Source organism: Actinopolymorpha cephalotaxi (assembly GCF_013408535.1).
GTDB lineage: Bacteria > Actinomycetota > Actinomycetes > Propionibacteriales > Actinopolymorphaceae > Actinopolymorpha > Actinopolymorpha cephalotaxi.
This window is the reverse complement of record NZ_JACBZA010000001.1, coordinates 3,789,237-3,814,172: the sequence shown is the minus strand read 5'-3', so window position 1 is coordinate 3,814,172 and position 24,936 is coordinate 3,789,237. Positions and strand designations below refer to the sequence as shown.

General features: G+C 73.6%; 21 protein-coding genes. 12 read left to right on the top strand and 9 right to left on the bottom strand.

All coding sequences use genetic code 11. From position 1 onward, the window contains the following. Nucleotides 1-4: 4 nt before the first annotated feature. Both FHR37_RS16785 and manA read left to right on the top strand, forming a co-directional pair. A complete protein-coding gene (locus tag FHR37_RS16785) occupies nt 5-1,051 on the top strand; it encodes an SIS domain-containing protein (protein ID WP_092880384.1) in 1,047 nt (348 codons plus the stop codon). A gap of 52 nt (nt 1,052-1,103) precedes the next feature. Beyond that, nucleotides 1,104-2,267 (top strand): mannose-6-phosphate isomerase, class I, encoded by a 1,164-nt coding sequence (gene manA / locus FHR37_RS16780; protein WP_092880383.1) that lies wholly within the window; start codon nt 1,104-1,106, stop codon nt 2,265-2,267. 12 nt (nt 2,268-2,279) lie between these two features. Here the strand turns inward: manA and FHR37_RS16775 are convergent, their stop codons facing one another. Continuing rightward, nucleotides 2,280-3,671, bottom strand: a complete 1,392-nt coding sequence (locus tag FHR37_RS16775) for a class-II fumarase/aspartase family protein (protein ID WP_092880381.1) — start codon at nt 3,669-3,671, stop codon at nt 2,280-2,282. Nucleotides 3,672-3,889: 218 nt separating this feature from the next. Between FHR37_RS16775 and FHR37_RS16770 the strand changes: the two genes are divergently transcribed. After that, nucleotides 3,890-4,825, top strand: a complete 936-nt coding sequence (locus FHR37_RS16770) for a cation diffusion facilitator family transporter (protein WP_092880379.1) — start codon at nt 3,890-3,892, stop codon at nt 4,823-4,825. Between the two features lie 14 nt (nt 4,826-4,839). Here FHR37_RS16770 and FHR37_RS31720 read toward each other — a convergent pair whose 3' ends face one another. Then, nucleotides 4,840-5,337 (bottom strand): MerR family transcriptional regulator, encoded by a 498-nt coding sequence (locus FHR37_RS31720; RefSeq protein ID WP_237768536.1) that lies wholly within the window; start codon nt 5,335-5,337, stop codon nt 4,840-4,842. A 106-nt stretch (nt 5,338-5,443) separates the two neighbouring features. On the opposite strand from FHR37_RS31720, the gene ahcY reads away from it, so the two are divergent. Further along, a complete protein-coding gene (gene ahcY, locus FHR37_RS16760) occupies nt 5,444-6,892 on the top strand; it encodes an adenosylhomocysteinase (protein WP_092880377.1) in 1,449 nt (482 codons plus the stop codon). Nucleotides 6,893-7,045: 153 nt separating this feature from the next. On the opposite strand, the gene FHR37_RS16755 is transcribed toward ahcY, so the two are convergent. Continuing rightward, nucleotides 7,046-8,032: an RDD family protein gene (locus FHR37_RS16755; protein ID WP_202817864.1), complete on the bottom strand. Its 987-nt coding sequence runs from the start codon at nt 8,030-8,032 to the stop codon at nt 7,046-7,048. Between the two features lie 41 nt (nt 8,033-8,073). Between FHR37_RS16755 and FHR37_RS16750 the strand changes: the two genes are divergently transcribed. Continuing rightward, complete coding sequence (locus tag FHR37_RS16750) at nt 8,074-9,075, top strand: stage II sporulation protein M (protein ID WP_092880373.1); 1,002 nt, start codon at nt 8,074-8,076, stop codon at nt 9,073-9,075. A 111-nt stretch (nt 9,076-9,186) separates the two neighbouring features. On the opposite strand, the gene FHR37_RS16745 is transcribed toward FHR37_RS16750, so the two are convergent. Genes FHR37_RS16745 through FHR37_RS16725 form a run of 5 tightly spaced genes read right to left on the bottom strand, consistent with a single transcriptional unit; the run spans nt 9,187 to nt 14,960 of the window. Continuing rightward, nucleotides 9,187-10,536, bottom strand: a complete 1,350-nt coding sequence (locus FHR37_RS16745) for a DUF58 domain-containing protein (protein WP_092880371.1) — start codon at nt 10,534-10,536, stop codon at nt 9,187-9,189. A gap of 60 nt (nt 10,537-10,596) precedes the next feature. After that, nucleotides 10,597-11,634 (bottom strand): AAA family ATPase, encoded by a 1,038-nt coding sequence (locus FHR37_RS16740; protein ID WP_092880369.1) that lies wholly within the window; start codon nt 11,632-11,634, stop codon nt 10,597-10,599. Then, entirely contained in the window at nt 11,631-13,013 is a 1,383-nt protein-coding gene (locus tag FHR37_RS16735; RefSeq protein WP_092880367.1) for a DUF4350 domain-containing protein, read from the bottom strand. Before FHR37_RS16735 ends, FHR37_RS16740 begins: the two co-directional genes overlap by 4 nt. Further along, nucleotides 13,010-13,690: a DUF4129 domain-containing protein gene (locus tag FHR37_RS16730; RefSeq protein ID WP_092880365.1), complete on the bottom strand. Its 681-nt coding sequence runs from the start codon at nt 13,688-13,690 to the stop codon at nt 13,010-13,012. Before FHR37_RS16730 ends, FHR37_RS16735 begins: the two co-directional genes overlap by 4 nt. Before the next feature lie 13 nt (nt 13,691-13,703). Further along, nucleotides 13,704-14,960: a hypothetical protein gene (locus FHR37_RS16725; RefSeq protein ID WP_139238783.1), complete on the bottom strand. Its 1,257-nt coding sequence runs from the start codon at nt 14,958-14,960 to the stop codon at nt 13,704-13,706. A 76-nt stretch (nt 14,961-15,036) separates the two neighbouring features. Here FHR37_RS16725 and mtrA point away from each other — a divergent pair, with 76 nt between their 5' ends. From mtrA to FHR37_RS16690, 7 genes are all read left to right on the top strand, one after another. Continuing rightward, nucleotides 15,037-15,714, top strand: a complete 678-nt coding sequence (gene mtrA / locus FHR37_RS16720; protein ID WP_092880361.1) for an MtrAB system response regulator MtrA — start codon at nt 15,037-15,039, stop codon at nt 15,712-15,714. 230 nt (nt 15,715-15,944) lie between these two features. Beyond that, nucleotides 15,945-17,693 (top strand): MtrAB system histidine kinase MtrB, encoded by a 1,749-nt coding sequence (mtrB, locus tag FHR37_RS16715; protein WP_092880359.1) that lies wholly within the window; start codon nt 15,945-15,947, stop codon nt 17,691-17,693. Beyond that, a complete protein-coding gene (locus tag FHR37_RS16710) occupies nt 17,690-19,483 on the top strand; it encodes an LpqB family beta-propeller domain-containing protein (protein ID WP_092880357.1) in 1,794 nt (597 codons plus the stop codon). Before mtrB ends, FHR37_RS16710 begins: the two co-directional genes overlap by 4 nt. Then, complete coding sequence (locus FHR37_RS16705; RefSeq protein WP_092880806.1) at nt 19,480-20,232, top strand: ComF family protein; 753 nt, start codon at nt 19,480-19,482, stop codon at nt 20,230-20,232. Before FHR37_RS16710 ends, FHR37_RS16705 begins: the two co-directional genes overlap by 4 nt. A 512-nt stretch (nt 20,233-20,744) precedes the next feature. Beyond that, on the top strand, nt 20,745-21,542 hold the full coding sequence (hpf, locus tag FHR37_RS16700) for a ribosome hibernation-promoting factor, HPF/YfiA family (protein WP_378079780.1): 798 nt from the start codon (nt 20,745-20,747) through the stop codon (nt 21,540-21,542). 202 nt (nt 21,543-21,744) lie between these two features. After that, nucleotides 21,745-22,173: a response regulator gene (locus FHR37_RS16695; protein WP_175542307.1), complete on the top strand. Its 429-nt coding sequence runs from the start codon at nt 21,745-21,747 to the stop codon at nt 22,171-22,173. A 118-nt stretch (nt 22,174-22,291) separates the two neighbouring features. Next, nucleotides 22,292-23,494, top strand: coding sequence for a winged helix-turn-helix domain-containing protein (locus FHR37_RS16690; protein WP_092880352.1), 1,203 nt, complete (start codon nt 22,292-22,294; stop codon nt 23,492-23,494). Nucleotides 23,495-23,745: 251 nt separating this feature from the next. Here FHR37_RS16690 and FHR37_RS16685 read toward each other — a convergent pair whose 3' ends face one another. Beyond that, nucleotides 23,746-24,867, bottom strand: a complete 1,122-nt coding sequence (locus FHR37_RS16685) for a GNAT family N-acetyltransferase (RefSeq protein WP_092880350.1) — start codon at nt 24,865-24,867, stop codon at nt 23,746-23,748. Nucleotides 24,868-24,936 lie beyond the last annotated feature (69 nt).

Below are 24,936 nucleotides of genomic sequence, written 5' to 3'. Positions count from 1 at the left end.
CAACGTGAGCGCCGAACATTTCGACGACGGCCTCCTCGACGACGAGGTGGAGCTGGCCCGCGCCGACACCGCACTGCGTGAGCTGGCCGAGGCCGGTGCCCGGGTCCGCCGGGAGGCGGAGGCCGCCAAGGGTGTCGAGGACAGCCTTCGGGGCACGGGCCGACCGCGTGCGGTGGTCGCCGTCGGTGCCGACGCCCGCCTGCTGCGGGCGGTGCTGGAGCCGTGGTGCCCGGTGCCGTTCGTCGCCTGGCCCGGTCCGGGCCTGCCCGGGTGGGTGGGTGCGCTGGACCTCGTCGTGGTGCTCGCCCCCCGCGGCGGGGACGAGACGGCCTCGGCGGTGCGCGACGCCGTACGCCGGGGTACGACCGTCATCCTGGCCTGTCCGGGCGAGTCGGCGCTGGCCGAGGCGGGGCAGGGCCGCGACACCACCCTGATCCCCGCGCAGACCGGCGACCCGCTGGCGCTGGCGGTGGTCGTACTCCAGCTTCTGCACGTGGTCGAGCTAGGTCCGGAGGTGTCGGCGGAGTCGGTCGCCTCGGCGCTGGACGAGGTGGCGTCGCGTTGCTCGCCGCACGCCGACCTGGCCGCCAACCCCGCCAAAGACCTCGCCCTCGTGCTCGCCGACGCGCTGCCGCTCATCTGGGGCGGTTCCGTGCTCGCCGCGCGCGCCGCCCGCCGGGTGGTGGAGACGCTGCGCCGGGCATCCAACCGGCCGGCGCTGGCCGCCGACGCCGACCACCTGATGCCGGTCCTGGAGGGCGCGGAGCCGCGGGACCTGTTCGCCGACCCGTTCAGCGACCCGTTCGCCGAGGGGGGCACGGCCGCGCTGCGCCCGGCCCTGTTCGTGCTCGACGACGGTGCCGAGCAGCCCTCGATCCGGGAGGCCCGGGGCCGGCTGCTCGCCGCCGCGGAGTCCCGCGGCCTGCACGTGCGCACCCTGCGCTGGAACGAAGGACCGGAGGTGGCGAGGTACGCCGCCCTCCAGTCGCTCGGCACCTACGCCGCCGTGTATCTCGCGGTCGGCCTCGGCCGCTACTCCCCGCCCACCTGAACCCACCTGAGCCGGTCGGCACCTTCTCGGCCGGCCACTACCTGAGGACGTCATGCAGCTGCTCGACAACCCGATCCGCCCGTACGCCTGGGGTTCGCCGACCGCGATTCCCGCGATGCTCGGGGTCAAGCCGACCGGAGAGCCACAGGCCGAGTTGTGGATGGGCGCGCACCCGGGATCGCCGTCCGGTCTGGTCGGGAAGGAGCAGACGCTCCTCGACCTGATCAGTGCCGACCCGGAGGGCGAGCTCGGTTCGCCCTGCGTACGCGAGTTCGGGCCGCGGCTGCCGTTCCTGCTCAAGGTGCTGGCGGCGGAGGATCCCCTGTCGCTGCAGGCGCACCCAAATCCCGCGCAGGCGAAGGCGGGCTTCGAACGCGAGAACGCGGACGGCATCCCGATGTCGGCACCGCACCGCAACTACAAGGACGGCGACGCCAAGCCCGAGCTGATCTGTGCGCTCACCGACTTCGAGGCGCTGGTCGGGTTCCGGCCGCCGGCGGAGACGCTGGAGGTGGTCGGCGCGTTCGGCCTCCCCGAGCTCGAACCCCTCCTGGCCCAGCTGCGTGAGCAACCCGACGAGGAGGGGGTGCGGGCGGCGTTCACCATGCTGATGACGGCGCCGGCAGACCGCCGGCGGGCGGTGGTGGATGCCGTGGTCGCCGGCTGCGCCGGTCGCACCGAGCCGGCCGCCGACCTGGTTCGCCGACTGGGCGAGAAGCATCCCGGCGACCCCGGCGTGGTGGCCGCGCTGCTGCTCAACCACGTCCGGCTCGCCCCCGGTGAGGCGTTGTACCTCCCGGCGGGCAACCTGCACGCCTACGTCCACGGGGTCGGCGTGGAGATCCTCGCCAACTCCGACAACGTCCTGCGCGGCGGGCTGACCGGCAAGCACATCGACCTTCCCGAACTGCTGCGGATCCTGGACTTCACGCCCCGGCCGGCGGAGGTTCTCACGGCCGACGCCGAGGGCCGCTACGCGACGCCGGCCGACGAGTTCCGGCTGTCCCGGCACGTGGTCGCCGGCGGCACGGAAGTCACCCTGGACCCCGCCGGGCCGCAGATCCTGCTGTGCGTCGAGGGCACGGTCGCCGCCCGCGGTGAGGCCGGCAAGGTCGACCTCACGCCGGGCCGCTCGGCCTGGGCGGGCGCCGGCGAGGGCCCGGTCACCCTGGCCGGGGACGGCGTCGTGTTCCGGGCCACCGCCGGCATCGGCTGACGCCCGAAACCTCTAGCGCCGGGCGCCGACCGCCGTCCGGGTGCCGACCGCCGTCCTGGCGCGGGCGGCGGTCTGCCGGGCGATCTCGCGACTGTGCCCGGTGTGCGCCGCCGGGTCGAGAAGTGTCTCGATCCGGTCGTCGCTCAGCTGACCGTGCACCCGCGGGTCCCGCGCCACCGCCTCCGCCACCACGTCGGTGAACGTCCGGCCGGTGGTCGCCGCCACCCCGGCCGCGTGGTGAACGAGATCGTGCGCGTGCTGCCGGCCGAGCACGCCGGCGAGTGCCATCATCACGGCCTCGGCCATGATCGCCCCGCCGGTGAGCTCGAGGTTGCGCCTCATCCGGTCCGGGAACACCTGGAGTCCGCCGAGGACGTCGCGCAGCCGGACCAGGGCGTCGCCGGTGAGGACCAGGGACTGCTCAACCGCCTCGTCCATCATCGCCGCCCGCGCACCGTCGACCTCGTGCGGATGGATCATCGCCTCCATCGCCAGCGGCACCAGCGCCCGCAGCTGGGCGCCGATGGTGACGACGTCCATGCACAGCTTGGAGTTGCGTTTCTGCGGCATGGTCGAGCTGCCCACGTCGCCCGGCGGAAGAGTCTCGGCAAGCTCGCCGAACTCGGTGGCGGCGAGCCGCGCGACCTCCTCGGCGATCGCGGAGCCGGTCGCCGACAGCAACGCCAGAACGGAGACGAGCTCGGCGAACGGGTCGGCGATGCTTCGCGAGGGTACGGGCATGCTGTGCAGGCCGAGGCGACGGGCGAGCACGTCCTGGACCCTCGGACCCTGCGGTCCCATGGCGGCGAACGTGCCGGTGGCGCCGCCGGCCATCGCGACGAACAGCCGGTCGCCGAGCTGCTCCAGGCGTTCCAGGTGGCGCAGCAACGCGTCGATCCAGGCCGCCACCTTGAACCCGAACGTGATCGGCACCGCCTGCTGCGCGTGCGTACGGCCCGCCATCACGGTTTCGGCATGGGTCTCGGCGAGGTCGGCCGACGTGGCCAGCACGTCGAGCACCAGGCCGGTGACGATGGCGTGCGCGGCGCGGATGCCGAGCACGTCGCCGGTCTGCTGGATGTTCTGGGTGGTGGCCCCCCAGTGCACCCAGCCGCCGTGGGGTTCGCCGGTCACCCGGGACAGCTCACTGATGATCGGCATCATCAGGTGGCCGGTGCGAGCCTGCTCGGCGGCCAGCCGGCCCGGGTCCAGCAGCTCCATCCGGGCGCTCGCGGCGATGGCCTCGGCGGCGTCTCCCGGCACCAGGCCCACCTCGGCCTGCGCCCGCGCCAGCTCCGCCTCGACGTCCAGGTAGCGCTGACGGCGAGCGTCCAGGCCGAACACCGCCCGCACGCCGACGTCCGGCAGCCGAGCGTCGCTGATGCTTCCGTGCGCCAGTCGCATGGTGCCGCCTCTCGCCGACGTGCTCACCTGTGGCGGTGAGCTTAGGGTCCGTCCCGCCCCGCGGGACCGCCCGGTCGGTTACTGCCGGTTCGAGGGTGGGCGCGGACCGGATCAGCGGACCGGCTCGGCGGGACCGGCCCGGTGGACCGGCTCAGCAGGCAGGCTGCGGGCAGGGCAGGATAGGGATCTCCCATCAGCCGTCCGGACAGGAATCGTTCATGAGCGCAGAAGGCGGCTCCAAGGCCGTGATCGCGGCCCTGCTGGCCAACCTCGGGATCGCGGTCACGAAGTTCCTGGCCTTCCTGCTGACCGCGTCCTCGTCGATGCTCGCGGAGTCGATCCACTCCGTCGCCGACTCCGGCAACCAGCTGCTGTTGCTGCTCGGCAAGAAGCAGGCGCGGCGCGGGGCCTCGCCGCTGCACCCGTTCGGGCACGGCCGGGAGCGCTACATCTACGGCTTCATCGTGGCCGTCGTGCTGTTCACGGTCGGCGGGCTGTTCGCGCTGTACGAGGGCTGGCACAAGATCCAGGACCCGCACGGGATCGAGAGCTGGAAGTGGGTGCCGGTCGCCGTCCTCGTGGCCGCCCTGGTGATGGAGGGCTTCTCGTTCCGTACGGCGGTCCACGAGGCCAACCAGGTACGCGGCGACACGAGCTGGCCGGGGTTCATCCGCCGCGCCCGCAGCCCCGAGCTCCCGGTGATCCTCCTGGAGGACTCCGCGGCGCTGGTCGGCCTGGCCTTCGCGCTGGTCGGCGTACTCCTCACCCTGGCCACCGGCAACGGCGTGTGGGACGGCCTCGGGTCGATCGCGATCGGCCTCCTCCTGGTCTGCGTGGCGATCGTGCTGGCCGCGGAGATGAAGAGCCTGCTGGTCGGTGAGTCCGCGACCCGCGAGGACGTACGCCGGATCGAGCAGGCGCTGTCGGCCGAGCCGCTGGTGGACCGGATCATCCACATGAAGACGATGCACCTCGGCCCGGACGAGCTGCTGGTGGCGGCCAAGATCGCGGTCACCCCCACCGACTCCGCGGCCGAGGTCGCCCACGCGATCGACGCCGCCGAGGTGCGCATCCGGGACGCGGTGCCGATCGCCCGGGTGATCTACCTCGAACCCGACCTGGACCGGTCGCTGCAGCGCGAGTCGGAGGCCTGAGAGCCGCCCGCTGGTCAGCGCGGCCGCGGCCGGGGCGGCTGGAGCACCCCGCTGCGGCCGAGCCAGCGCAGCGCGCGTTCCTTGTCGATCTCGCCGGCCCGGGCCGCCGGGGTGGGCAGCCGGCCGAGGCGTTCACCCAGCTCCCGCACCGCCGCGCCGACGGCGGGTTCGGAGAACGCGCGCAGCGCGAACGCCACCGCGAGCGGGGTGACGTCGTACTTCTCCTCCAGCTGCGCGGCCAGCGCGATGGTGCGCAGGTCCTCCTCGGTGTACTGCCGGTGACCGGGCGCTCGCGGGCTCCTGGGCCGGGTCGGGCCCGGCGGCCGGCCGGGAGTCTGGCCCGGAGGCTGGCTCCGCGGCGGGACGGGGGTGAAGTCGGCGCCGTCGGGTCGCGGCCGCCACCACGAGTCGGCCCGCCCACGGGGGACCAGGCCCAGCCGCTCGCGGTAGCGCAGCATCCGGGGGGACATTCCGAGGGCCTGAGCTGCCTGGCTGATCCGCATGGTGCTCATTCTGACAAACTTGTGTCAAGAACGCGCGTGGTGCCTGCGGGGAAGCGACAAGGCCCCCTAGGCTCGGCGAACCGGGTTCCATCCGCTACGGAGGTGCAAAACGCCCATGACGTTCGACTTCAAGGTCAAGGATCTGGGTCTCGCCGAGTTCGGCCGCAAGGAGATCCGCCTGGCCGAGCACGAGATGCCCGGCCTGATGTCGCTGCGCGAGGAGTACGCCGCCGCGCAGCCGCTCGCCGGCGCCAGGATCATGGGCTCGCTGCACATGACCGTGCAGACCGCGGTGCTCATCGAGACGCTGACGGCCCTCGGCGCGCAGGTGCGCTGGGTGAGCTGCAACATCTTCTCCACCCAGGACCACGCCGCCGCGGCGATGGTGGTCGGCCCGAACGGCACTCCCGAGGACCCGCAGGGTGTCCCGGTGTTCGCCTGGAAGGGCGAGACGCTGGAGGAGTACTGGTGGTGCACCGAGCAGGCCCTCACCTGGCCCGCCGGTCCCGACGGTGAAGCCGGCCCGAACATGATCCTCGACGACGGTGGCGACGCGACGCTGCTCGTCCACAAGGGCGCGGAGTACGAGACCAACGGCGCGGTGCCGGACCCCTCCACGGCCGACACCGAGGAGTTCGCGATCGTCCTCGGCCTGCTGAAGAAGTCGTTCGAGGCCGACCCGAAGAAGTGGTCGACCATCGCCGACCGCATCCAGGGTGTCAGCGAGGAGACCACCACCGGCGTCCACCGGCTGTACGAGATGCACCGGGCCGGCACGCTGCGCTTCCCGGCGATCAACGTCAACGACTCGGTCACCAAGTCGAAGTTCGACAACAAGTACGGCATCCGCCACTCGCTCGTGGATGGCATCAACCGCGGCACCGACGTGCTGATCGGCGGCAAGGTCGCGGTCGTCGCGGGCTACGGCGACGTCGGCAAGGGCGCCGCCGAGTCCCTGCGTGGGCAGGGCGCCCGGGTGATCGTCACCGAGATCGACCCGATCTGCGCGCTGCAGGCGGCGATGGACGGCTACCAGGTCCTCACCCTGGAAGACGTGGTGGAGACCGCCGACATCTTCATCACCACCACCGGCAACTTCAACATCATCACCGCCGACCACATGAGCCGGATGAAGCACCAGGCCATCGTCGGCAACATCGGCCACTTCGACAACGAGATCGACATGGCCGGTCTGGCGAAGCTGCCCGGCATCGAGAAGATCGAGATCAAGCCGCAGGTGCACGAGTGGCGCTTCCCCGACGGCCACACGATCCTGGTGCTGTCGGAGGGCCGGCTGCTCAACCTCGGCAACGCCACCGGCCACCCGAGCTTCGTGATGTCGAACAGCTTCACCAACCAGGTGATCGCGCAGATCGAGCTGTTCACCAAGAAGGACGAGTACCCGATCGGCGTGTACGTCCTGCCCAAGCACCTGGACGAGAAGGTCGCCCGGCTGCACCTGGACGCCCTCGGCGTCAAGCTCACCGAGCTGACCAAGGAACAGGCCGCCTACATCGGCGTGGACGTGGCCGGGCCGTACAAGTCCGACCACTACCGCTACTGAGCAGGTAGCAGCACCAGGCGCATCGTCTGGTCGGCAACGCCCGGCGGGCGGTCTCCATCGCGAGGCCGCCCGCCGGGCGTTTCGCGTCCCGGACGGCGACTCGGCCCGGTGGGGGAGGCGGCCTGGTGCGGGGGAGGCGGCCGGCACTCGCGGTCAGCGCGGCGGTGCGAAGCCACCGGTGGCCGGCGGCTCCTCGGCAGACGGCGCGGCCGGCTGTTCGGTGGCAGGCTGCTGGGCGGCCTGCCGTTGGGTGGCCGGCGGTGCCGACTGCTGGGCGGCCTGCCGTTGGGTGGCCGGCGGTGCCGACTGCTGGGCGTACGACTGCTGGGCGTACGACTGCTGGGCGTACGACTGCTGGGCGTACGCCTGTTGGGCGTACGGCGACCGGTACGGAGACGGCTGGTCGCCGAACGCGCGGCGGCGGCGTTCGGCCAGCACGGCGGCGAGGTAGGCCCACGGCGGCAACCCGGCGGGCGGCGCGGGCGCGACGTACCTCGCGACCGACGTGGCCAGCTGCCCACCCAGCTCCTCACGGGCGGCGGGGGTGAGTTCGTGGTAGCGGCCGAGGAACGACCGGACGGACAGCGCCAACTGGTCGGGCAGCGTGGACAGCTCCAGCCGCGCCGACCATGCCTCCAGTCCGGGCGGCGGCTCCGGCACGGCCGAGGGTGCCGCCGGTGCCCGGTCGCGGAGGACGAGCGTGCCGGCCAGCATGTCGCCGACCCGCTTGCCGCCCGGGGAGAGCATCGCGGTGAGGAACCCCACGCAGCCGGACGTGACGAAGAAGTCGACGAACACCCCGCACAGCGCGCGGACGAACGCGTGCCGGAACCGCACCGGACCGCCGTCGTCGCGCACGACCCGCAGCCCGAGGGCGTACTTCCCGACGCTCTTGCCGCGGGTGAGGGTCTCGATCGTGGTGGTGTAGCCGACGAACGTGAGCACACCGCAGGCGACGACCAGCCCGCCGATCAGCGACTCGCTCGCGTCGTCGCCGGTGACCAGCGCCACCGGGATCATCAGCAGGCCGAAGAGGATCAGCTCCAGGAGCAGGTCGATACCCAGGGCCAGCGCCCGGGTCGCCGGCCGGGCCAGCCGCAGGTCGAGGACCACGGCCTCGCCGGTGACGGATTCGCTCACGGGTGGTCCCTTTCGGATCGGTGCCATTAGTGTGCCTTGCTGTGGACGTGGACGCGTACGCCGCCGCACACCAGGCGGAGTGGGACCGGCTGGAGGCCCTGGTCCGCCGCCGCGGCCGGCTCACCGGCGCGGAGGCCGACGAGCTGGTCACGCTCTACCAGCGGGTGGCGAGCCACCTGTCCGTCGTCCGGTCGAGCGCGCCCGACGTCGTACTCGTCGGCCGGCTGTCCGCGCTGGTCGCCCGGGCGCGCGCCGCGGTGACCGGTGCCCACACCCCCGCCTGGCGCGAGGTCGGGCGGTTCTTCACCGTGTCGTTCCCGGCGGCGCTCTACCGCTGTGCGCCCTGGTGGCTCGGCACGGCCGCGGCGTTCCTCGCCGTCTGCGCCGGCATCGGCTGGTGGGTCGCGACGCATCCGCTGGTACGCGCGGCGCTGCTGCCCCCGGCCGCGGTCGACCAGCTCGTCGACCACGAATTCGCCGACTACTACAGCTCGGCCCCGGCCGCGGAGTTCGCGTTCGGGGTGTGGACGAACAACGCCTGGGTGGCGGCCGGCAGCCTGGCCCTGGGTGTGCTGCTCGGCGTCCCGGTCGCCTACATCCTGTGGCAGAACGCCGCGAACGTCGGTGTGTCCGGCGGGCTGATGGTGGCCGCCGACCGGGGCGACGTGTTCTTCGGGCTGATCCTGCCGCACGGCCTGCTGGAGATCACCGCCGTCCTCGTGGCCGGTGGCGCGGGCATCCGGCTGGGGTGGACCGTCGTCGCGCCCGGTGCGCGCACTCGGATGCGGGCGCTGGCCGAGACCGGGCGGGAGACGGTCGGGATGGCTCTCGGGCTGGCCGCGGTGCTGCTGGTGTCCGGGGTGATCGAGGGGTTCGTCACGCCGTCCGGCCTGCCCACCTGGGCGCGGGTCGGCATCGGGGTGCTGGCCGAGGTGGCGTTCCTGACGTACGTCTTCTGGCTCGGCCGGCGGGCGGTGCTGGCGGGGGAGACCGGCGACGTCGCGGCGGACGAACGAGGCGACCTGCTGCCCACCTCCGCCTGACAACCTCCGCCTGACAACCTCCGCTTGACACCAGCTGCCGACACCGGCTGCCTGACAACCATTGCTTGACGACTGCCTCTTGGGCACCGGTTGCCCGGCTTCAGCCCTGGCTCACAGCCGGCCGGCCAGTTTCAGGGCGAGGTAGGTGTCGGCCAGCGCGGGCGCGATCTCCTCCGGTGGCCGGTCGACGACGGTCACGCCGAGGCGTTCCAGGGTCGAGGTGACCTGCCGGCGTTCGGCGTTGGCCTGCTCGGCCGCGGCCGCGGCGTACACCTCCCGCGCGTCGGCCCGTCCCCGCGCGAGCTCGGCCACCCGCGGGTCGGCCACGGCGGCGAGCAGCACCTCGTGCCGGCGGGTCAGGGTGCCGAGCACCGGCAGCCAGCCCTCCTCGACGACAGCGGTGTCCAGTCCGGTGAGCAGCACCACCAGTGACCGCTGGGTGGCCCGCAGCGCGATCGCGGCGGCGAGCCCGCGGTGGTCGGCCTCGACGAGCTCGCCGGCAAGCGGCGCCATCGCGGCGGTGAACCTCTGCAGGACCTCGCGCGGTGCCGCCCGGCGTACGTCCGCGCGGACCGTCCGGTCGTACGCCAGCAGGTCCACGCGGTCACCGGCCCTGGTCGCCAGCGCGGCCAGCAACAGGGCCGCGTCCATCGCGTGGTCCAGGCGGGGCGCGTCGCCGACCCGGCCGGCGGAGGTGCGGCCGGTGTCCAGGACGACGAGCACGTGCCGGTCGCGTTCGGGCCGCCAGGTGCGCACCACCACGCCGCCGCGCCGGGCGGTCGCCCGCCAGTCGACGGAGCGTACGTCGTCACCCACCACGTAGTCGCGCAGCGAGTCGAACTCCGTTCCCTGGCCGCGCACCTGCACGCTGGCCCGGCCGTCGAGTTCGCGCAGCCGGGCCAGCCGGGAGGGAAGGTGCTTGCGGCTCTCGAACGCCGGCAGCGACCGCACCGACCACGGAACCTCGTGCGAACCCTGACGGCCGGCCAGGCCGAGCGGCCCGAGCGAGCGTACGGTCACCCGGTCGGCGTGCTTGTCTCCCCGCCGGGTGGGGCGCAGGGTCGTGGTCACGCGGCGACGTTCGCCCGGGGACAGGTCGAGCGGATGCCGCTGGGTGACCGCACCCGCGGAGGGCGGCCAGGCGTCGCGGAGCACCCCGCGCACCGGCCGCCGGCCCGGGTTGGTGACCAGCAGGGACACCTGCGTCGACTCGCCCAGCCGGACTCCGCTCACCATGGCCGCCCCGATGCCCGCCTCGGTCCCCGCCTGTCTGCCGGTGTCGCCGACGACCTCCCGCCGGAACGTCAGCGTCCGCACCGCCCCGGCCAGCGCGACGTCGGCCAGGCAGAGCAGCAGGACGGCGGCGGTGACCATCGCGATGCCGGCCCGGGAGGGTACGGCGAACGCCACCACGAGCACCCCGGCGGCGGCCAGCAGCGCGGCGCGGTAGGTCAGCGTCATGGCTTCACCGGCGTCATGGCGTCATCGGTGTCATCGGCGTCATCAGGGTGACAGCCGCGGCTACCGGGGGACCGGCACGGTGGCCAGGATCCCGTCCAGCACCCCGTCCGCGGACACACCCTCCAGCTCCGCCTCCGGCCGCAGCTCCACCCGGTGGCGAAGCGTCGGCAGCGCCAGCGCCTTCACGTCGTCGGGCGTCACGTAGTCGCGGCCGGACAGCCAGGCCCAGGCGCGGGCCGCCCGCATCAGTGCGGTGGCGCCGCGCGGGGAGACGCCGAGTCGCAGCGACGGCGACTCGCGGGTGGCGCGGCACACGTCGACGACGTACCCCAGCACCTCCTCGCCGAGCGACACCGCGGCGACGGCGCCGCGCGCGGCGGCCAGGTCGTCCACCCCGGCCACCGGAGTAAGCCCGGCGCCGGCGAGGTTGCGCGGGTCGAACCCGTGCGCGTGCCGGCCGACGACCGCGACCTCCTCCTCCCGCGACGGGAGGTTGAGGTGCAGCTTGAGCAGGAACCGGTCCAGCTGGGCCTCGGGCAGCGGATAGGTGCCTTCGTACTCGATCGGGTTCTGCGTCGCCGCCACCAGGAACGGCTCGGGCAGCGGCCGGGCGATGCCCTCGACCGAGACCTGGTTCTCCTCCATCGCCTCCAGCAGCGCGGCCTGCGTCTTGGGCGGGGTGCGGTTGATCTCGTCGGCCAGCAGGAGGTGGGTGAAGACCGGCCCCTCCCGGAACTCGAACGCGGCCGTCCGCGCGTCGTAGACCAGTGAGCCCAGCACGTCGCCGGGCATCAGGTCGGGCGTGAACTGCACCCGCTTGCTGTCCAGGCGGAGCGCGGCGGCCAGGGATCGCACCAGCAGCGTCTTGGCGACGCCCGGCACCCCCTCCAGCAGTACGTGCCCGCGGCAGAGCAACGCGATCAGCAGCCCGGTGACGGCGGAGTCCTGCCCGACGACCGCCTTGGCCACCTCGGCACGGACCGCGAGGAGTGCCGCCCGGGCGTCGCTCGCGGGTGGTCCGGCGTCACCGGATTGGCCGGGCTGATCGGCATGGTCGGCGCGCCCGGTGTCGTCGGTCGCGGTCGCCTGGTCGGTCACGATCGGCGTACCTCCTGCTCCAGCGTGTCGAGTTCGGCGGCCAGCCGGACCAGGGCCGCGTCGTCCTCGGGGGTCTGCCCACCCGCGGCACATTCGGCGAGCAGGTGGCGTACCTGCGCGCCGTCGCGCCCGGTGCGGCCGGCGACGGCCGCGACCAGTGTCTCCGGTCCCTGCCCGGCGACCCGACCCGAGTCCCGGCCAGTGCCAGGACTGCCGGGGCTGCCGGGACTGCCAGGGCTGCCGGGGTGGGCGTGGCCGAGCAGCGGCGCCAGCCGGCCGGCGGTGGCCGCGCGGAGTGCGTCCGCGGCCCGGGCGCGGGCCCGGGCGCGGTGGTAGAGCCGGGCCCGCCCCTCGACCGCCTCCGACGCGCGGACCACGACGGGAAGGGGTTCGGGTACGACCGGGCCGAGGCGCCGGGCGGCGGCCAGCATGAGCAGGGCGACGGCGACCGCGGCCTGGCCGGCGCCGAACCGGATCCCGTCGGGCAGCAACGAGGTCAGGCTCCGCGGCTCGCGGCCTCCGGGGGCGCCCGGCGGCACCGCCGACGGATCGGCCGGCGACGGGACGTACCAGACCAGCTCGCGTTCGGCGCCGAGCAGGTTGAGGGCCAGCGCGGCGTTGCCGTCCTCGCCCAGCCGGGAGTTGGCGAACGAGGCGGCCGGGCCCACCACGTCGACGGTCCGGCCGCCGCCGACCCGGGCCGTCGGGCCGGGGTCGGTTCCGCGGCCGGGCGGCGCGGTCGGCTGGTGCGCGAGCCGGAGCAGACCGAAGCGGCTGCCGTCGCCGTAGCAGCCGACGGCGCTCGCGCCGGGCAGCGCGCGGTACATCGGCCCGTCGACGCGGACGGATCCGGCCCGGCGGGCGGCCCGCAGGTCGCATCCGGGAGTACGCGTGGCCGGGGCGATGGTGTCCCCGGCGCGTACGGCGTCCGGCGCCAGCACCCGCAGCGCCTGGTCACCGGGCGCGAACAGGACCAGGTGACCCGAGCCGGCCCGCACCAGCCGGTCCAGTTGCGCGGGGGCCAGCAGGTCGGGCTGGGCGACCACGAGCGTGCTGCCGCGGGTCGCCAGCCGGACCGCCCCGTCGAGGTGGTCCACCCGGCGCACCCGGACGCCGCGGTCGTCGAGCAGGACCGCCAGCGCCCGGCCGCCGGACTGACGTGCGGAGGCCGGGTCGAGGGAGCCACCCTCGGTGCGGCCGAGGACCACCGCGGAGAGCAGGCCGCCGAGGACGAGTACGCCGACGATCGCCAGCGTCCCCCGCGAGCGACGCCACCGCTGCCGGGCGGTGGGCTCGACGGACCGGCTTGCCGGAGCGCCGCGGCCCGGACTCGCGCCGGCTTCGGTCGACGCAGCGGGGAGTTTCGTGGGTGCGCTCACCGAGGTGCCCCACCCACCGGTACGGCGCCGGCAGCACCCGCCGGCCCGCGGATCCGGCGTACGGCGTCGTCGGCTGCCCGGATCTCGTCGTACGCCCGGGCCGTCGCGGTCCGCCCGCCGTAACAGACCTCGTCGAACTCCCGCGCGGCCGTCCGCAGCGACGCCGCGGCCGCCGGTGCGACCACCGAACCCTCCCGGGCCACCTCGTCCGCGGTCCGGCCCGGGCGTTCGTCGAGGAACGTCCGCTCCTCCAGTTCCCGTACCAGTGCCCGGAAGCCGTCCCGGATCGCGGCGTCGTGATCGCCACGATCCGCGGCCGCCTTCGCCGCGTCCCGGTGCTCGGCGGCCGAGCGGACCGTCCCGCCGAAGACCGCACCGCCGGCACGGGCGCGGGTGCGGGCCAGCGCGCCCACCCGGCGGCGGACCACGACCACCGCGAGCACGAGGACCACGGCCAGCGCGACCAGTCCCCACCAGCCGCCCGGGGACACCGCGGCGATCCGGGCGAAGACCTCGGCCAGCCAGTCCTGCGCCCGGACGAGGAAGCGGGACACCAGGCCTGGTTCGTCGCGGTGGTAGATGCCCTTGGTCAGCTCGTCCCTGGCCGCACGGGCGGCGCCGGCGCCCCCGACGTCGATCGGCGGCTCTGCCGGCAACCGCCCGGCCGGACCGCTCATCGGGTGGGACCCGTCATCTGGTGGCCCACGGCGACGGCGGCTCGACCCCCGGGATCGCCGGGAACGCCGTACCCGACGAGGAGCCCGATGAGCCGCCTGGCGAGGAGGCCGCGCCGCCCGCGCCGCCGACCGGATCCGCCGCGGCGTACTGGGCGAGGGTGATGTCCAGGCCCTCACTGCGCATCCGGGCGTCGACGTACACCAGCGCGTTGACCGCGGCGAGGAAGGCGATCTGCAGGACCGACGCCGCGAGGCCGCCGATGCCCGCCAGCACCAGCGCGAGGAACTCACCGCCGCGGAAGGAGTCGCCGAGCCCGGCACCGAGGCCGGTGGCGAGCAGGGTGAACGCCGTCTGGATCACCGACGACACCACCGAGGCGACCAGATTGGCGACGAACAGGATCCCGAACGTGCGGGGGGTGCGGCCGCGGACCAGGGCCCAGGAACGGCGGATCGCCGCCACCACGGGGATCCGGCGCTGGTCGGCGTACGGCTGCGTCGCGTCCACCGGCTGGGTCTCCAGCACCACCACCGCCGTGGACAGCGCGGTGCGGGTGGCGAACACGACGCCGAGGAAGATCAGCGCGCAGGTCAGCACGACTGCGGTGAGGATCCCGGCGACGAGGTGGGCGAGGAACGCCAGGACCACCACGACGACCGCGACCACGATCGCCACCACGAACACCGCCGCGATCAGGAACGTCACCGCCAGCAGCCGGAGGATGTGCGGCCGGCTCGCCCGCCACACCTCGCCGACGGTCGCGGGCCGGCCGAGCACCCCGCGGGCGACCGTGACCGTGATCATCCCGGTCAGCACCGACGTGGCCACCCAGCTCACCAGGACGAGGGCGATGCCGGTGGCGCCCATGCCGACCCACGTCCGGTCGCTGATCCGGGTCAGCTGGTCGGGGTTGGCCGCGGTGACGATCTCCCCGAACCCCACGAAAAGAGTCAGGAAGTACGCGGCGGTGAGGACGGCCATCACCGCCGTGGACAGTCCGAGCATGATCTTCGGGTAGCGCTGCACGGTGGTGAAGGCGCCGTCCAGCACCTCCCCGAAACCAAGAGGACGCAGGGGTACGACACCCGGCTTCGGCGCCTGTGGCGGAGCGGCGCCCCGCGAGGGACCACCGCCCCAGCGCGGCGGAGCGGCACCCCAGGCAGGGGCGGCCGGAGGGGGTCCCGGATCGCCCCAGCCATCGCCCCAGCCGGGCCGGCCGGCCGGCGGTTCGCCGGGGGGCCCGCCAGGTGGCGTTCCGGTGTCGGTCATCTGGCGCACCTCACGTCTGGGGTATCCCGCGGGTCGTGTCGAGCCATCGTGCCACGCGCAGTGGGACCATGGACTCATGAAAGGTCGCATTCTGGTCGTCGACGACGACATGGCCCTCGCCGAGATGCTCGGGATCGTGCTGCGCGCGGAGGGCCTCGACGCGGTGTTCTGCGAGTCCGGCGAAGGTGCGCTGGCGAAGGTGCGGGAGACCAAGCCCGACGTCGTGCTGCTCGACCTGATGCTGCCCGGCAAGGACGGCATCGAGGTGTGCCGGGAGATCCGGGCCGAGTCCGACGTGCCCATCGTGATGCTCACCGCCAAGACGGACACGGTCGACGTGGTCCTCGGCCTGGAGTCCGGCGCCGACGACTACGTCGTCAAGCCCTTCAAGCCCAAGGAGCTCGTGGCCCGGATCCGTGCCCGCCTCCGCCGGTCGGACCGGGCGGTGCCGGAGACGCTGCACATCGGCGACCTGGTGATCGACGTACCCGGCCACTCGGTCAAGCGGGGCACCGAGTCGCTCGCCCTGACCCCGTTGGAGTTCGACCTGCTGGTGTGCCTGGCCCGCAAGCCCTGGCAGGTCTTCGGCCGGGAGGAGCTGCTGGAGCAGGTGTGGGGCTACCGCCACGCCGCCGACACCCGGCTGGTCAACGTCCACGTGCAACGGCTGCGCAGCAAGATCGAGCAGGACCCCGAGCACCCGGAGATCGTGGTGACGGTCCGCGGCGTCGGCTACAAGGCGGGGCCCTCCTAAGGCCCTGTCCTGCAGGTTCGCACCAGGCCCCGGAGCCTTCGCCGAAGGCGTGTGCCGACGGGGCTGTCGGCGTCCGGACGTACGATCGGAGCGGTTCGCCGGCCACCGACGCCCCGGGTGCCGGGTGGACCACCTGTCACCGTGGCGCGTCCGTGTGTCACCGGTGACCCCCCGCCCGCACCCGCGCCACCTGCTCGGCGCAGCCCTTCGAGCCTCCCTGGACGCCCCGTATGCAGACCCTGGCCGGCATCCTCCGACCGGCGGCACGCCTCGCCCGCCGGCCGGTCGGTGTGTGGCGCCGTTCCCTGCACCTGCGGGTGGTCACCGGCACGCTGGTCCTGTCCGCGCTGGTCACCGTGTTCGTCGGGTGGATCCTGCTGCGCCAGGTGACCGACGGCGTGCTGCACGCCAAGGTGGTCGCCTCGGTGGGGGAGGCGTCCGCGGGCATCCGGTCGGCGCAGGCCGCGATCGACGCCGCCGAGCCGAGCGGGGACCCGAGCGAGCTCACCACCCAGCTGGCCCAGGACATCGCGCTGCGCGGCGCGTCCGGCGGGCTCTACGACGTGGTGCTCGACGTCCGGCCCGCCGAGGGTGGCTCGCAGACGGTGGCGCGTTCGACCCGGGCGACGGTGCTGCCCAGCAGCGTCCCCGCCGACCTGCGCGCCCAGGTCCGCGACGACAAGGTGGCCTACCGCTACACCATGATCCGGCGGGCGAACGAGCCGGACAGCCCGGGCGTCGCGGTCGGTTCCCAGCTGCTGGAGCCGCGCAGCGGAGCCACCCTCGACATCTACTACCTCTTCGACCTCCAGCAACAGCAGGACACCCTGAACCTCCTGCGCCGGTCGCTGGTCGCGGTCGGCGTGCTCATCGTCGTCCTGCTCGGTTGCGTGGCGTGGTTCGTCACCCGCCAGGTGGTGACGCCGGTCCGGCTGGCCCGACAGGTCGCCGAGCGCCTCGCCGCCGGCCTGCTCGACCAGCGGATGCGGGTACGCGGCGAGGACGACCTCGCCCGGCTGGCGGGCTCGTTCAACCAGATGGCGACCAGCCTCCAGCGCCAGATCCGCCAGCTGGAGGAGCTGTCCCGCGTCCAGCGCCGGTTCGTCTCCGACGTGTCCCACGAGCTGCGGACACCGCTCACCACGGTGCGGATGGCCGCCGACGTGCTGTACGAAGCGAGGAGGGAGTTCGGCCCCGGCGTGGGCCGGGCCAGCGAGCTGCTGCAGGCCGAGCTGGACCGGTTCGAGGCACTGCTCGGCGACCTGCTGGAGATCAGCCGGTTCGACGCCGGAGCGGCCGCGCTCGTCCTGGAGGACGCCGACCTGCGCGAGGTCGTCCGCCGGGTGGTCGACGCGGCCCGGCCGATCGCCGTGCGCAAGGGCAGCGGGCTCGACCTGCACCTGCCGCCCACGGCGGTCGTGGCGGAGATGGACTCCCGGCGCATCGAACGCGTGCTCCGCAACCTCGTCATCAACGCGCTCGAGTACGGCGAGGGCCGCGACGTCGTCGTACGCGTCGCCGGTGACGGTGAGGCCGCCGCGGTGTCCGTCCGCGACCACGGCATGGGCCTGAAGCCGGGGGAGTCGGCGATGGTGTTCGAACGCTTCTGGCGGGCCGACCCGGCCCGGGCACGCACCACCGGGGGCACCGGCCTGGGGCTCGCCATCGCGCTCGAGGACGTCCTCCTGCACGGCGGCTGGCTGCAGGCCTGGGGTGAGCCCGGCCGCGGCGCCCACTTCCGGCTCACGCTTCCGCGCACGGTCGGCGACGTGCTCGACCACTCACCGATCGCACTGGTTCCCGGAGAGGGCGGGCCACCGCGGCTCGCGCGGGCCGCCACCCCCAGAGCGCTGGGTACTGGCTCGCCCGCTCCGGCGCCGCCCTCGGCCGGTGCGTCGTCCGCCACGCCGCCGCCACCCAGCTCCTCGTCCTCCTCGTCGTCGGCACAGTCCGGTGGCACAGGGGGAGGTGCCCGGTGACAGCCGAGGTCGAGGTGCGCCGGCCGCACCGTCGCCGGCTCACCGTGGCGGGTGCGGTCGTGCTGGCCGTGGCGCTGGTCGCGCTGGTCGCTGGCTGTTCGACCGTCCCGAGCAGCGGCCCGGTGATGTTCGAGGGGATGGGCACCCAGTCCGCGACCCCGCCGTCGCTGCCCGTCCTGGTCAACGGTCCCGAGCCCGGCGACAGCCCCCAGCAGGTCGCCCGCGGCTTCCTCGACGCGATGGCGAGCTACCAGGCCGGCCAGCCGGTCGCCCGCAGATACCTCACGCCCGCGATGAGCGAACGCTGGCAGCCCGACCAGGTGCTCGTCTACGACAGCACTCCCGTACCCCTCACCGAGCCGAAGTCCGGCAAGGTGCTCATCGACGTGCGGAAGGTCGGCGGCCTCGGCGTCAACGGCGACTGGACGTCGGCCCGCTCGGGGGAGCGGCTGCGGCTCGACCTCGGGATGACGAAGGTGGCCGGACAGTGGCGGGTCGGCCGCCCGCCGAGCGGCCTGGTGATGTCGATCTACAACTTCCAGCGGGAGTACGAGTCCTACAACCTGTACTTCTTCGACCCCAACTTCGAGATCCTCGTCCCCGACCCGATCTACCTGCCGATCCGCAGCCACGTGGAGACCCTGCTGGTCAACGCGTTGCTGCGGGGACCGTCCGCGTGGCTGAAGCCCTCGGTGCGGACGGCGTTCCCCGAACGCACCACGCTCGCCGCCCCGTCGGTGACCGTCGACGGGAACGTCGCCACCGTCGATCTGGACCCGCGGGTCGACAGTCTGTACGAACCACAGCGGCGTTACCTCCTCGCCCAGCTGAGCTGGACCCTCGACCAGGTGCCCCAGGTCAAGAAGATCGAGGTGACGGCCGGCCGGGCGCCGTTCAGCATCGGCGGCAACGGCGGCTCCAACACCACCAGCGCCGACCAGTGGGCCACCTACGACCCCCGGGTGGCCGGAGCGGCCATGGGCGTCTACGCCCTCAACGACCGCAAGGTCGTCCTCGTCGGCTCCGACCGGACGGTGCCGGTGAGCAGCCTTGCCGGCCACCGGGTCGAGGCCCGCTCGATCGCGGTGGCGATCTTCGGCGAGCGCAGCTCACCGGGCCGACTCGGCCCGGAGGACCCGCGCGGGTCGGCCGACTGGCTGGCCGCGGTGTCCACCGACGGCCGGAAGGTCGACGTGTACGGCGCCAACCGCTCGGCCCCGCACACCATCTGGCGGGGGCGGGACATCCTGGAGCCGTCCTGGGACCGTACGGGCAAGCTGTGGATGGTCGACCGCAACCGCGGCCGCGCCCGGATCGAGGTCCTCGACGAACGCGACCGCCTCGGAACGGTCGACGCGCCCGGGCTCAACGGCAAGGACGTCCGCGCGCTGAAGATCTCCCGGGAAGGCTCCCGGGCGGCCGTGCTCGTCCAGCACGGCAACCGAACCGTCCTGCTGGTCGGCCGGGTGGAGCGCGGCGAGGGGCTGGCCATCCGCGGCCTGCGCGAGCTGCCGGTGGATCTCACCAGGATGACCGACCTTGCGTGGTCCCAGCTCGACGAGGTGACGGTGATCGGTTCGGAGGGGCAGGCCGCCTCCTCCCGCGCCCTGCAGGTGAGCGTGGACGGGTACTCCGAGACCCCGCTCACCGGCCCCGATTCCACCTCGCTGGCGGCGGCACCCGGCCAGGCGGTGGTGCTCGGCGGGAGCGACGGGGTGCTGCAACGGGAGGACAAGACGTACATGTGGAGCAACCAGGGGGCCGGCCGGTGCCCGGCCTACCCGGGATGACCCGCCGCCCGCCGCCCGCCGCGCGCCTTCTCGCCCACGCCGACCGGTTGGTCCGCGACGATCTCGCCGATCTGGTCCTCGGTTGCCGGTGTGTGGGCTGTGGCCGCCCGGGCCGGGCCCTGTGCGTGCGGTGCGCGCCCGCTCTGCGCACGCCCGCGTTCCGGACCGAGCCCGACCCCGTGCCGCCCGGGCTGCCGCCGGTCTGGGCGGTCGCGCCGTACGCCGGAGTGCCCAGGGCGGCACTTCTCGCGCACAAGGAACGCGGCCGGACCAGCCTCGCCGGGCCTCTCGGTGCGGCCCTGGCGACCGCGGTGGCCGCCGCCACACCGAGGCGGCCGGTGGTGCTGGTCCCGATTCCGTCCAGCGCCGCCGTCACCCGCCGCCGAGGCCACGACCCGCTCTCGCGCATCGTCGGCCGGGCGGCTCGTGCGGCCCGGCGGGCGGGGCTGGCGGTGACGGTGCGGTCCGCGCTGGCCGTCGGCCGCCGGGTGGCCGACCAGGCCGGCCTGGATGCCCGCGCCCGCCGCGCCAACCTCGCCGGCGCGTTCGTCGTACGGCCAAGGGCTCGCGACCTGCTCACCGGCCGGGCCGTCGTCGTGCTGGTCGACGACGTACTCACCACCGGCGCGACCCTCGCGGAGGCGACCAGAGTGCTGCGGGCCGCCGGCGTGCACGTCCGAGCGGCCGCCGTGGTGGCCGCGACCAGGCGGCGGCGGCCAACCCGGACCATCGGACCCGGCCCGGGCTGAGTGCGGTTTCCCACGCCGTTTCCCAGGGCGTGTCCTGGTCGCACTCCGCACCTCGTGACATACCCGTAGTTTCCCGGGTTCCGGGAAGCGGCCCGGGGCGCTAGCGTTTCGACATGGCACCCGCCCGGGTCCGTGGTTGCGCCGGACGACAGGTCGACTCGTCGGCCGCGTCCCGGCAAGCCGATGCCAGCCGCAGGCGAAACGGCCCACGTAAGGCGACTTCTCGTCGACCGATCACGGTGCGGCTTAGAAGTAAGCCCTGCCCCGCCGGGGGGTCAGATGCCCTCCGATACCGGGAGAAGGGGAGTAGTGGCATCCAGCAAACTTGCCGCCGCGAAACCCTCCGCAGGCGGATGTGGGGACGAAGACCAGGTCGGCCGGGCGGGTGCCTTCCGCACAATCACCTCTATCCCAACCAGATCCCATCCCAATCCCATCAAGTCCAGTCCAGATCGTCATATTCGCAACCTGGAGCGGGTATGACCTGAGCACGCCTTACCGGTCTTCCCACGGTGGGCCGGCGAGGTGCGAAACCCCGGAGCAGTACGACATTTGGGGAGGTTCACGTGGACGTTGTGGTCGTTGGTCGGCACTGCGCGGTGACCGATCGATTCCGTCGTCACGTCGAGGAGAAGCTGACGCGCCTGGAGCGGTTCACCGCCCGGGCCAGTCGGATCGAGATCGAGGTCTGCAAGGAGCGCACGCGCGCGGGAGAGTCCGAACGCGTCGAGCTCACCGTCTACTCGCGCGGCCCGCTGGTCCGCGCGGAGGCGTCCGCCGCGGACCGGTTCGCCGCTCTCGATCTGGCACTCGACAAGTTGCTCGCCCGGCTACGAAAGGCGGCCGACCGGCGACGGGTACACCACGGCTCCCGGACCCCCATGTCGGTGGCGGAGGCGACCGGCCCCGCCATGGAGCAGACGGCCGCGGTGCACGAGCTCAACGGCCGGCGTTCGGGGCGCCGATCTTCCGACGAGTACGACTCCGAGGAGGACTACACCCGTTACGCCGAACGCAACGGCGTGGGTGAGGCCGACGGGCGGCCCGGCACCGAGGTCGTCGCCGGAATCGAGGTGACCGGCGACGGACCGCTCGTCGTCCGGGTGAAGGAACACGCGGCGGTGCCGATGACCCTGGACCAGGCGCTGTACGAGATGGAGTTGGTCGGGCACGACTTCTACCTCTTCATCGACGCCGACAGCCACCACCCGAGCGTCGTCTACCGCCGCCGGGGTTACGACTACGGAGTGATCCGGCTGGAGGAGGAGAACGCCGCAGCGGCCGTCGCCGCGGCAGAACGCCGATCCTGAGGGCGCCGTAGTCGCCACGCGGATCACTTGGCCGGCCCCGGCACGCCGGGGCCGGCCGGGCGCGAGACAAGTGCCGCCGACGCAGCACGTGCCGCGCTCTTGGCCCAGACCCAGCCGAGAACACATGCGGAGTCCTGTGATGGACGGAACGTTCGTAGCAAATGGTGCTGAAAGTGCCGAGATGCCATGTCATCATGCGTCGGTGACCACCGCCGCACGCTTGGGCGCCGGGGCGGGGATACCGAGTCCTCTTCGGGTACTCCTCGTCGACGGCCAGGAGTTGCTCAGCAGGGGTCTACGGCTGCTGCTGGACCAGGAGCACGACATCGAGGTCGTCGGTGAGGCCGGCGACGGAAGGGCGGCGGAGCGAGTCGTCGCCGAACGCCTGCCCGACGTCGTACTCCTGCGGCGCGGGCACGCCTCCCGGGCGGTCGGTGAGGTGTGCCGCCGCCTCAAGTCGCTGCTCCCCACCACCCGCATCGTCCTGCTCACCGAGGGTGCGAAGCTGTCCGCGGCGGAGTTCGCCGAGGTCGCGGTGTCCACCGGGGCCGACGGGCAGGTGCCGCGGGACAGCCCGGTCGACGACGTGGCCGCGGTGATCCGGGCCGTGGCCAACCGCGACGCCGCCTGAGACCGGCTCCGGGCACGCCGTCCGAGCCGGTCCGGCACGTCGCCTGAGCCGGTTCGGACCAGGTGGCAGGTCGTTCGGTCTGGTCGGTTGTCGGTGGGGCGTGCCAGCATGTGCTGCCGTGGAACACCTCACCGTCGCCCAGGCCCGCCGGGTGGCTCTGGCCGCCCAGGGCTTCGCCGACCCCAGACCCCGCGGCGTTCCCGACGCCCGCTCCCTCGACCGCGTCCTGCGCCGAATCGGTCTGCTCCAGATCGACTCGGTCAACGTCGTGAGCAGGGCTCACTACCTCCCGTTGTGGAGCCGCCTGGGCGACTACCCCACCGGCCTGCTCGACCGGGCGACCGGCCGGGCACCGCGGCGGCTGTTCGAGTACTGGGCGCACGTGGCGTCACTGGTTCCGGTCTCCACCCAGCCCGCCCTGCGTTTCCGGATGGACCGTGCGAGCACCCAGGCCTGGGGAGCGGTGCGGCGCATCGCCGACGAGCAGCCCGGCTTCGTGCAGTGGGTCCACTCCGAGGTCCGCGACCGGGGCCCGCTCACCGCCCGGGAGATCGAGCACGACGTGCCCCGCCGCAAGGACCACTGGGGGTGGAACTGGAGCGCGGTCAAGACGGCGCTGGAGTGGTTGTTCTACTGCGGCGAGATCACCTCGGCGCGCCGCAACTCCGCGTTCGAGCGGGTCTACGACCTGCCCGAACGCGTCCTTCCGGCGGCGGTGATCGCCACGCCGACACCGTCGGTGGAGGAGGCCCACCGGGAGCTGGTCCGGATCGCCGCCCGCGCCTACGGCGTCGCCACCCTGCAGTGCCTGCGCGACTACTTCCGGCTGTCCGCTGCTGAGGCAGGGGTCGCCGTCGGCCAGCTCGTGGACGCCGGTGAGCTGCTGCCGGCAAGGGTGGAGGGCTGGAACCGCCCCGCCTACCTCCACGCGGAGGCGCGCCTGCCCCGTCGCGTCCGTGCCCGCGCCCTCGTCGGCCCGTTCGACTCGCTGGTCTTCGAACGCACCCGCACCGAGCAGCTGTTCGGCTTCCGCTACCGCATCGAGATCTACGTCCCGGCGCCGCAGCGCGTCTACGGCTACTACGTCCTGCCGTTCCTGCTGGGCGACCGGCTGGTGGCCCGGGTCGACCTCAAGGCCGACCGCGCGGCCGGGGTGCTGCGGGTGCGTTCCGCGCACGCCGAGGACCACGCGCCACCGGACGCCGCGCAGGAGCTCGCCGCGGAGCTGACCGCGATGGCCGCGTGGCTCGGGCTTTCCGACGTCGACGTCCACGAGCAGGGCGACCTGGCCGCGCCACTGCGCAAGGCACTGCTCGCCTGAAACCTTCCGCGGCGGCCGCGGACGGGCGTTCGACCGTACGGCAGTTTTCGGTCGCGGAATCTTCCCCCCGACTTCCCCCGCGCGTCGGGGTGGTGGCATGCTCGGACACGCACTCGGCGGGGCCACGTCGCGTGGCCGACCTCACGAGGGGGTGCCGGCGACGAAGGCCACCGGGAACACTTGGGGCGGCCGTCCGGCGTGGGTGACGGCCGCCCCTCGCAGCTCCTCGGTCCGCACCACCCGCTGTCGCCTCAGGGCGTCACCTCTTCGGTGAGCCGGTCGTAGCCCACCAGGTCGTCGAAGCTGCCGTCGCCGAGTCGTTCGGCCGCGCGCCACACTCCCGCCCGGCGGAAGCCGGCGCGTTCGGCGACCCGTTGCGAGGCGGTGTTGCCGGTGGCGGCTCGCAACGTCACCAGCCGCAGTCCGAGCCCACCGTCCTCGACCGGCACGGCCGCGTGCCGCACGATCAACCGGGTCGCCTCGGTGGCCACGCCGCTTCCACGCGCCGCGGGGTGAACCCAGTAGCCGACCTCGCCGCTGCCGGTGGTCCGGTCGATGTCCATCAGCCCGAACGAGCCCACGCACTCGCCCGTGCCGGGGTCGGCGGCCGCCCAGTAGATGCCGCGTCCGGCCGCGTGCTCCTCCTCCCGGCTCTGGATGTAGCCGAGGGCCGCCGCCACGGTGTAGGGGCGGGGGAGCGCGCCGAGCCAGTGCTGGGTCACCGGGTCCGAGCACGCGACGAGTACGGCGGGCACGTCGGCGTCGGTGAAGCGCCGCAGCACACATCGTTCGCCGGCCAGGGTGGGTACGGGATACCAGGGCGTGCCCGGCTCGCGCGGGTCACCCGAGCGCAGCGAGCCGATCCAGCCGTCGTACCTGCGTCCCCGCGCCACGCACAGGCCGCGGACCGTGCCCTCGACCCGGAAACCGCACCGCCAGGCGACCCGGCGGGATGGCCAGTTGCCGACCTGCGCCCGCCAGTGAACGACGTCGAGGTCCAGCCCGGTGGAAGCGAACGCCCACTCCAGGACGGCCCGTACGGCGGCCGTCATCACCCCGCGTCCGCGCGCGGACCGGCGCAGTCCGAAGCCCACCTCCGCGCCACCGGCCGCATCCAGGCGCAGGTCGACGGTTCCCAGGAACTCGTCCGTCCGGGCGTCGGCGACCGCGAGAGCGAGGTAGGACTCCTCCCGCCACCCGGCGGGCACCGCCTCCCGGACGTACCGCTCGGCGTGCGCGGCGGTGTAGGGGGACGGCACGGTGGTCCAGGCCTGGGTCTCCGGGTCGGTGCACTGGTCGAGCACGCCGGGGATGTCGTCGTCGGAGTGCGGGCGCAGGACGACCGGGCCGGCGGAAAGACGCACGGGATCCATGGCTGACGATCCTGGTGTAAAGAAGCCGGGAAGGGCAAAGTGGGGTAAGTCGGGGAAACGCGGTCCGGC